This is a genomic window from Geminocystis sp. M7585_C2015_104 (genome assembly GCA_015295805.1).
In the GTDB taxonomy this organism is placed as follows: domain Bacteria; phylum Cyanobacteriota; class Cyanobacteriia; order Cyanobacteriales; family Cyanobacteriaceae; genus DVEF01.
In genome coordinates this window covers 22,475-31,205 of sequence record DVEF01000066.1, presented here as the reverse complement: position 1 = coordinate 31,205, position 8,731 = coordinate 22,475, and the positions used below count along the sequence as shown (strand labels likewise).

Genomic DNA, 8,731 nt, shown 5'->3' with positions numbered 1-8,731 from the left:
TCAGCCTTGGTATAGGTATCCCAACGCCCTGATTCTTGCCACAAGTCAGCCGGTTGTAGTTGGGGTAGTAGACATTCAAAGGCGCCGGCGGCATTCATTTCTTCCCGCACGATTTGGCTAATTTTTTGCAACACTCGCCACATCAGGGGGAGGTAACAGTAAATGCCACTACCTATCCTCCGAATATATCCTGCCCTTAATAGTAACTTGTGACTGACAATCTCTGCCTCTGCTGGCTCTTCTCGTAGAGTCACGAATAACATGGATGATAGACGCATTGCTTTCCCCAATTACCCTCTTTTCTCCTGGACAGATAAACCTTCATTATAGGATAGGTAAGGGAATATAGGGAGGGGCAGATTATCGCTCGCACAGGTATTTGCCTGCTACTTTTCCCCTTTACACCTTTACATTTCTTAATCTTTTTCCCCTCTCCCGGGGCGGTGGTGCTAGGATGGGACCATGGGACGGCAGGAGACGTGACTGTCAGGGTTTGGGCTGTTCATTTTTTAAATAAAAAAATTTTCAAATATAATGGAAGAAAAAAATCTGGCCTGTTAGCAAGTAGACGGGAGGGCGGAGGGGGGGAGTGCATTTGGCTGGGGGATTATTGAAAAATATTGTTTTACAAGAAGAAAAGAAGGGAGTTAAGAGTAGGGTTTTTATTGAAAAAAGTTTTTGTTTATGCCGGAGAGAATATTTGTAAATGCCAGGTGCTCCTCAGCCAGGGAAGGAGATTATGTAAAATGGACAATTGTGTATATAAGTGAGAGGGAGTGGTTGTATGTCCGCGGGCTTGATAATATCTGCAGAAATGCCTAAACTGTCATATAAGCCGGCAGAAAAGAGGTTTGATGAAAGCTGGGAAAAACCTTTGTCCATACTGTTGGGCCTAGGCAGGGCGGCAGGGGCTGACTTGGTAGAATTTTTCCTAGAAAGGAATAACTATGTCAGCTGTCTAGCAGAAGACGACAAAATCACCAGTATTACCCCCAGTTTAGCCACTGGGGCGGGGGTGAGGGTGTTTAAGGGCACACAAGATTGTTATGTAAGCACCAATGATGTGACGTTTGAGGGGTTGAAAAGGGCATTGGAAAAGGCATTATCCATTCTGGGGTTTAACCTGCCGAGGGGAAGTGCGTTAATACCCGAAGTCAACCTGGAAATGCTGCGAGACTACGCCACTGCTAAGAATAAAGAGGCTTGGTTGTCTCAATGTAGCAGTCTGGAGGAAATAAGCGGGGTTTTGCTTTCTGCCACCCATCTGCTGAATAAAAAAGCAACCCACGTGCAATCCAGAAGGGCGTCTTATTTTCGGGATTGGCAGGAGGTGTTAGTGGCGGCCAGTGATGGCACTTTTGCCAGGGATATTCGTCTTACCCAATCTGTAGGCTGTAGTATACTGTGTGCTGATGGAGAACATCGATCTTCCATAGGGAGAAGGGATGGGGATACCAGCAATCCTGATTTTTTGAGACAGTGGCGTGTAGAGGAAGCGACGGAGGAGATTGCTGAGTCGGCGGGTAAAATGCTATATGCGGATTATGTAGAATCCGGGCAGTATCCCATTATTATGGCTAACCAGTTTGGGGGCGTAATTTTCCATGAGGCTTGTGGGCATTTGCTGGAAACCACTCAGATAGAAAGACAAACTACCCCCTTTAAGGATAAAAAAGGACAACAGATTGCCCATGAGAATCTTACTGCTTGGGATGAGGGCTTGTCTGAACATGCTTTTGGTAGTATTGATATGGACGATGAGGGGATGCCCCCCCAACGCACTCTGTTGATTGAAAACGGTATTTTAAAGAACTTTTTAGCAGATAGGGCTGGCAGTCTTCGCACTAACCACCCCCGCACTGGCAGTGGCAGACGACAAAATTATAGCTTCCCGGCAGCCTCCCGCATGCGTAACACTTATATAGCCCCAGGGAGATACACGTTGCAAGAACTATTTGATTCTGTCGACCGTGGTATCTATTGTAAGAAAATGGGAGGTGGGAGCGTAGGCCCCACCGGAGAATTTAACTTTGGGGTGGATGAAGCCTATCTGATTGAAAACGGGAAGATTACCAAACCCCTAAAAGGTGCCACCCTCATTGGCACAGCCAAGGAGATTTTAATGAAGATTTCCATGTCCTCTCAGGATTTGGCCTTAGCCCCTGGTTTTTGTGGCTCCGTAAGTGGTAGTATCTATGTTACGGTGGGGCAACCTCACATAAAGGTGGATTCTATCACTGTAGGGGGCAGATAGGTGGGGGGGTCTCAATGGGCGCCACCGCCCAGTATAATTTGTTTAACGGTGGTGAAGGTCTCTAGACTAATTAAACCACGACGGTATCCCTTCTGATTGGAAACTCCTAAAAACACTGAATTACTCCCAGGGATATAACGATAAAACCTGGGAGAGGTGTTTACATAAACTAGGGCACTATCTGTTTCCATGGCAAAGATTCTGGCTTCCTGATAGGAGTCTGTCAACAAACAGTCAGCATGTCCACTACTATACTTGTTTATCCATGCTATAGCCTCCGGTAGACCCTCTACCAACTTGAAGGCAATGATGGGCGCTAAAAACGGTTGCCCCCATTTATCCTCTGACATGGGTTGTAGGTATTCTGGGTATTGCCCCACTAGGGTTTCGTCTCCCAAAAGGGTGAAATTTTCTCCTTTTAGATATTCAAAAAGACGAGAGAGGGAGTTGGATTTCTGTTGTTTGTTGATTAGTACCTTTTCTATGGCATTTACCCTATCCGGAATCGTCTGATAACTGTCTACAATTACGTGTTTTACTAGTTCCAAATCATAACAACTAGACCAGTACAAATAACAATTGCCTATGGCCGATCTTATCACCGGACAAGTGGCAAAACGGGTGACCTTTTGAATTAAACTGGGTCTTCCATAGGGGATCACTAAATTGATATACTTGTCTTGGGTTACTATGTCTTCAATCTTAAACCCCTGTTCCGAAGGCAAAAACTCTAAACACCCTGCCGGGAAATTTGCCTCTTCTAACCCTGCCTGTAGCGCCTGAACTATCACTGCATTTGTATTACTAGCCTCACTACTACCCCTCAAAATAAGGGCGTTTCCCGTTTTTATAGTCAAGCCGGCAGTTATTATGGCCAATTCCGGTAGTGCTTCGTATATAAAAGCTATCACACCCAAAGGCATTAACTGGGAATAATTCTGACAGTAGGTAACCTGATAGGGAGCATTAATAACTTTCTGGAGGGGATCTGGTAGTTCTGCTAAAGTATCCAGTATTGCTATGGCACTTTTTAGGCGTTGGGGGGTGAGTTTAAGCCAGTCTAGAATTAAATCAGGCACTGCCATTTCTTTACTTATTTCCAAATCCAGGGTGTTAGCTTGTAAAATCTCATCCAGGAATTCATTTAGTTTTAGCGCCATTTTTTTGACTGCTTTTGAACGGTCAATTCCCTTTATCCCCCCCATTTTCAGAAAAGCACTGCTTGCCCTTTGTAAAATCACATCCAAGGGCTCCAAGACAGATTCATTCATAATTTTCTCCCTAACGACGATAGAAAAACAGGAAGAAAAAACACAGAAAAACAAGTATTAATCCTACCACCAAAAGACTGCGAACTATCCCTAGGTCTGCCCATAATAAATTGGAAAATAGGATGATACCTATAACCGTCAAAAAAATCACAAAGAAGGCAAACACATCATTCCTTGGCCAACCACTTTGTAAGGGGATCCATTTTTTGCCATTCCAACGCCATTTCCTCTTATAAGGGTAACTGGGATTCAATTGCTCTATCCCCTCTCCATTTTCTGACAACACGAAAATCTGCTGGCAATTCACACACCCCATCGCCTCTGTCAGAATAATCGGTTTCAATGTGCCTTTACGTCCACAGGGGCAGGGATATTCACTGTTTAGGTCGATTGGGTGAGATTTTCCTGAACGCACCACCGTCACCAGTTCTGTTTCTAAAAGATGGCTATATCCCTATTATAGGCGGCCGGTTCAACGGTAAATTTAAAAACTATTACGAAATTTTTTTCTCCCCACAGTTGCACTTTTCCCCACTAAGAGTTATTATGGTATCATCCGGCCAGTAGATTGGGGTATTGTAGGTAAATGGGACAAGTGGAGAGGATTTGGCGCAAGATTGGAAAGTGGACTGAAAGGGTCATGGAAGCCCTGTTGAATCCACCTAAAGAAAATGAGCCCGAGTTGGTGCCCATTCCCGTGAAAAACCATCCCCCCCGTGGCAGGCAATGAACTGTACTTCGAGGCGTAATACCTTGTTGTAACCTGGCTTTCCACCAGAGAATAGGAAAAGGGAACAAGTCTTGGGAAGGTTTAGTATTCTGGTTTTACACGGCCCTAATTTAAATCTTTTGGGCAAGAGGGAGACGAGTATTTATGGGTATACCTCCCTGTCTGCCATTAATGATATTCTCCAAGAGGATGCCGCCAGGTTAGGGGTGGATATTACCTGTTTGCAGTCCAATCACGAGGGGGTTTTAATCGACTATATCCACCAAGCCTTAGGCACCCATCACGGGATTGTTATTAATCCGGGAGGCTATACCCATACTAGTGTGGCATTGAGAGACGCCTTGGCTGCAGTTAACCTCCCAGTGGTAGAAGTGCACTTAAGTAACATTCACCGCCGGGAGGAGTTTCGTCATCATTCTTATATTGCCGCTGTTGCCATTGGGCAAATTTGTGGTTTTGGTGTAGACAGTTATCGTTTAGGTTTACAAGCGTTGGTTAATTACCTCTCAAAGAATTCCTAAACTGAGAGGAGAAATTCCTCTATTGTGTGGTTAAATGCCTCTGCTTCCGTTATAAAGGCCCAATGGTTTCCCGGCACTTTTTTTATAGTCAAATTGGCCAGATATTGTTTGTAGGGGTTGATTTGCCAAGGGGTGCTATTTAGTCCTTTTTCTGGTAAAACCAGAAGGGCGGGGATTTCCAATTTAGTTGTTAATCCCTCATGTTTCAACACATCTTCAAAGATTTCATTGCGGGCTTGTTTTGGGAATTTACTCTTCCAGCTGCCGTCGCCTTTTTCTTCCATATTATGTCTGAATATTTCCCTTTGCCACTCATTCCATCCCTGGTATTGATTTAGGGTTTTTGCTACTTTTTCTGCCGAATGGTAATCCGGGTTTGCATTAACTTTAAAAAGGGCAAGAGTTTATAGAGGATGGGAAAGGTTACTCTAAAAACAGACGGCATGGAGTTGATAAAAAAAGGGTCTACTAGGGTTAAACTCTTACAGTAATTAGGGAATTTGGTGGCAAAGATACAGGCTATTTTGGCACTCCAGGAATGGGCAATTATATGTACTTTTTCCCAGTTGAGATGTTGAAGCAAGCCGGATATATCTTGAAGATAGTGGTGGGTATAATAACCAGTTTCTGGCTTGCTACTATTGCCATGGCCCCTTAAATCTGGAGCCACTATATCATAGTTATTATACTTGGCGGACAGAAATCCTCCTAGTTTTAGCCATACAAGACTATTGTCTGCCATGCCGTGTAACAGTAGGATGTTTTTCTTTTCCGAGTTGTCTTGTTTTAAACCCCGCCAATGTAAATAAACCAATTGGATATCACCTAGTAGTGCCTTTTCCTGTTGAAACATAGTGGTTATTCTTCTAGGGAGTATTTCTGGTTTTGCCTGGCCCAAAGCTCGTATAAATTAAAAGAATAACACCAATATTAATACAAACATCAGCAACGTTGAATACAGGAAAATTAATAAGTCGGAAGTCAAAAAAATCTACCACATAGCCGAATAAAAATCTGTCTACTCCATTGCCCAAGGCCCCTGCTAAAATGAAACCATAACCCCATTGTTCTAGTGTACTAAGTTTTTCTTTCCAGGCAAAGATTATTAACACCACACTGACGATAAGAGACAACCATTTTAACCAACCCACCCCTCCCTGAAAAAAACTAAAGGCTGCTCCCGTATTTCTTACGTATGTTATATGAAAAACACCGGGCCAAAGGGGTATAGTATCTCCTACATTTTCAAAGGTTATTACTGTCAGATATTTGGTAATTTGATCCAGTGTTAGCGCCATTATTGCCACCAGCCAGAATTGTCTGTTTTTCCTCATTTGTTGGGAGATAATATCAGAAGTGACGGGGAAGCAGATTGCCAGAGTAAGGCAAAAAGAGAAGAGAATAGTTATGGGAAAACTATTCTCTGGCATATTTGGGGAAAATCCTAGGATTTCACAATAGCACTAAAGTCGGCCAAAACGCGACTATAGTTACGAATCAGTCCCAACATATTAAGCCTATTTTCCCTGATTTTTTCGTCTTCTGCCATCACTAAGACACTAGTTTTGCCGTCAAAAAACTCTTCCAAATATGGGGTAATTTCTCTTAAACCGTCCACCAGCAACTGGTAGTTACTTTCCGCTTTTGCTTGAAGGGAAATTGTCTCTAATTTGAGCAAGGCCTCAAAAAGTTGTTGTTCGGAAATAGACTCAAAAAGTTGAGGATTAATCACTTTGGTGGCAGAAAATTCTTGAGTGGGCAAATTCCCTTTTACTGCCAACCTGGTGGCGCGGTTAACAGTTTCATAGATTTGTTCAAGGAGGCCGTTATCACGAATTTTTTGCAGGAATAAAGCCCTATTTTTCACATCTAATAAGTCGGCCAATGCCCTCTGTGTAAATTCTGGCTCATTGTTGCCCACAACGGCATTGACCAAGTCATAATCTACATGTAAATCATCTTGTAGTAGGGTTGCTATTCTTTGACAGAAAAAGTCTTGAACAATTGGGAGGGGGTTTTGTTTGTGGGGATGGGCAATAACAAAGTCCTGACAGGCTTGTTGTATTAACTCAAGAAGATTAATTTTAAGATTGGCATACCACGTGACAGTAATTATACCATTAGCAGCCCTTCTGAGGGCAAAGGGATCACTGGAACCAGAGGGTAGCATGCCAAGGCCTATTATACCAACAATAGTATCAAGTCTGTCGGCTATGCCTACAATTTGACCGTTGAGGGTTTCTGGCATTATATCTCCGGCATGTCGAGGGAGATAGTGTTCAAAAATGCCTCGGGCGACAGTAGCCTCCTCGCCACTTGCCAGGGCATATTTTTCCCCCATAACTCCCTGCAATTCGGGAAACTCATATACCATCTGGGTGACTAAATCCGCCTTGCAGAGGGAGGCAGTGGTTTCCACTTCTGCTTTCTGACTGTCGTCTAGGCCGAGTTGTTCGGCAATTTGCTGACTGATGGCGATGATGCGATTCACCTTGTCTCGCATACTACCCAGCTCTTCTTGGAAAGTTACATTTTCCAGGGCGGGCAAATAGGTGGCCAGAGGTTCGTCACAGTCGGCTTGGTAGAAAAACTTGGCATCTGCCAGTCTAGCTCGTATTACTTTAGTGTTGCCTAAAGCTATAATATCCGACTTGGCGGGGTCGCCGTTGGAGACTGTAATAAAATACGGAAGTAGTTTTCCGTCTTTATCTTTAACGGGGAAATAGCGTTGGTGTTTTACCATGACGGTGATGATGACTTCCGGAGGCAGTTGTAGAAATTCCGGCTCAAATTGGCCTAGGACGGCGGTAGGATATTCTACTAGGTGGGTGACTTCTGTAAGTAAGTCTGGGGGTATTTCTGCCTCTCCTCCTACTGTTTCTGCCAGGCGTGTGACCTCCTGTTTTATTTTTTCACGACGGATAGAGGCATCTGCCAAGACAAAGGCTTTTTCCAGGGTAGCCAGGTAATCAGAGGCGGTGGGGATGACTACCGGTTGGGGGTGTAAGACGCGATGGCCGGTGGTGACGCGGTTAGCCTGTAGAATAGTAGAACCGTTAACTATACTACAAGGAAGAATCTGATCATCCCAAAGGGCAACGAGATGACGAATGGGACGGGGGAAACGGAAGTCTCCATCTCCCCAACGCATAAACCGTTTCCCTTCCAAGCCAGTAATCCACCGGGGGATTAGTCTTTGGAGGATATCAGTGGTAGCTTCTCCCGTGACTGTTTTGACTACAAATATAAACTCTCCTTTATCTGTTTTTCTTACCACCAAATCCTCTACTTTAACCCCCTGTCTACGGGCAAAACCTTCTGCTGCCGGTGTAGGTTTCCCATCCTTAAAGGCCACTGCCACTGGAGGCCCTTTTATTTCTTCTTCCCTATCCTCTTGTTTTTCCGGCAAGCCTTCTACTAGTACAGCTAAACGTCTGGGGGTGCCATATACTTTTACCTCAGTAGGGTGTAAATACTCTGCCTCTAAATCTTTTTTCACCCTCTCTTGCCACTGACCAATGGCGCTTTCCACAAAGTCTGCCGGCAATTCTTCTGTGCCTATTTCCAAGAGAAAATTTCCCATATTTTTTGCTCTTTTTTCCTCACTCTCCTTTTCATTATCGGTGATAGCCACACCTTCCATCAATCATCCCCATGTCATTCCCCATTTCATTCCTTGACTCCCAAAATTGTAGCCAACGGTTATATTATTCTCTCCCTCGTGTTTATTATGACCGGGCAGGGGAAGGCGGCATCCTGGCCCCATTCATAAGGAAAAATTATAGAAAATGGAGGGAGAAACTTGGTAAAAGTACTTGACATTCCTGGGTATTTTTGTATATGCTGGTTAGTTGAGTGATTTTTTGTCTTTACTTTTCCTTAACCTGACAAATACAAAAAAAAACAAAGGTAGCAAGGAAGAGTAGCCAAGCAAGAAATCCCAAGCAAACAAAAC

At 44.0% G+C, this 8,731-nt stretch carries 8 protein-coding genes and 1 pseudogene; 3 read left to right on the top strand and 6 right to left on the bottom strand.

Annotated features, from left to right (window positions below; all coding sequences use genetic code 11):
- On the bottom strand, nucleotides 1-278 hold a 278-nt coding region (locus IGQ44_08120; protein HIK37940.1), incomplete at its 3' end, for a proline--tRNA ligase.
- 506 nt (nucleotides 279-784) lie between these two features.
- Here IGQ44_08120 and IGQ44_08115 point away from each other — a divergent pair.
- On the top strand, nucleotides 785-2,254 hold the full coding sequence (locus IGQ44_08115; GenBank protein ID HIK37939.1) for a TldD/PmbA family protein: 1,470 nt from the start codon (nucleotides 785-787) through the stop codon (nucleotides 2,252-2,254).
- 11 nt (nucleotides 2,255-2,265) lie between these two features.
- Here the strand turns inward: IGQ44_08115 and IGQ44_08110 are convergent, their stop codons facing one another.
- The gene (locus IGQ44_08110; protein ID HIK37938.1) at nucleotides 2,266-3,525 is read right to left on the bottom strand and encodes a glutamate-5-semialdehyde dehydrogenase; all 1,260 of its coding nucleotides are present in this window, start codon (nucleotides 3,523-3,525) and stop codon (nucleotides 2,266-2,268) included.
- A 10-nt stretch (nucleotides 3,526-3,535) separates the two neighbouring features.
- Entirely contained in the window at nucleotides 3,536-3,940 is a 405-nt protein-coding gene (locus IGQ44_08105) for a hypothetical protein (protein ID HIK37937.1), read from the bottom strand.
- Between the two features lie 171 nt (nucleotides 3,941-4,111).
- Between IGQ44_08105 and IGQ44_08100 the strand changes: the two genes are divergently transcribed.
- Nucleotides 4,112-4,255, top strand: coding sequence for a hypothetical protein (locus IGQ44_08100; GenBank protein HIK37936.1), 144 nt, complete (start codon nucleotides 4,112-4,114; stop codon nucleotides 4,253-4,255).
- Nucleotides 4,256-4,326: 71 nt separating this feature from the next.
- Nucleotides 4,327-4,776, top strand: a complete 450-nt coding sequence (aroQ, locus tag IGQ44_08095) for a type II 3-dehydroquinate dehydratase (protein ID HIK37935.1) — start codon at nucleotides 4,327-4,329, stop codon at nucleotides 4,774-4,776.
- Here the strand turns inward: aroQ and IGQ44_08090 are convergent.
- The 3 genes and pseudogenes from IGQ44_08090 to IGQ44_08080 all read right to left on the bottom strand — a co-directional run bounded on the left by IGQ44_08090 (nucleotide 4,773) and on the right by IGQ44_08080 (nucleotide 8,359).
- Nucleotides 4,773-5,629 (bottom strand): annotated as a pseudogene (locus IGQ44_08090) (alpha/beta hydrolase). The gene aroQ and the pseudogene IGQ44_08090 sit on opposite strands and share 4 nt — an antisense overlap.
- A gap of 13 nt (nucleotides 5,630-5,642) precedes the next feature.
- A complete protein-coding gene (locus IGQ44_08085) occupies nucleotides 5,643-6,110 on the bottom strand; it encodes a lipoprotein signal peptidase (GenBank protein HIK37934.1) in 468 nt (155 codons plus the stop codon).
- A gap of 110 nt (nucleotides 6,111-6,220) precedes the next feature.
- A complete protein-coding gene (locus IGQ44_08080; GenBank protein ID HIK37933.1) occupies nucleotides 6,221-8,359 on the bottom strand; it encodes a glycine--tRNA ligase subunit beta in 2,139 nt (712 codons plus the stop codon).
- Nucleotides 8,360-8,731 lie beyond the last annotated feature (372 nt).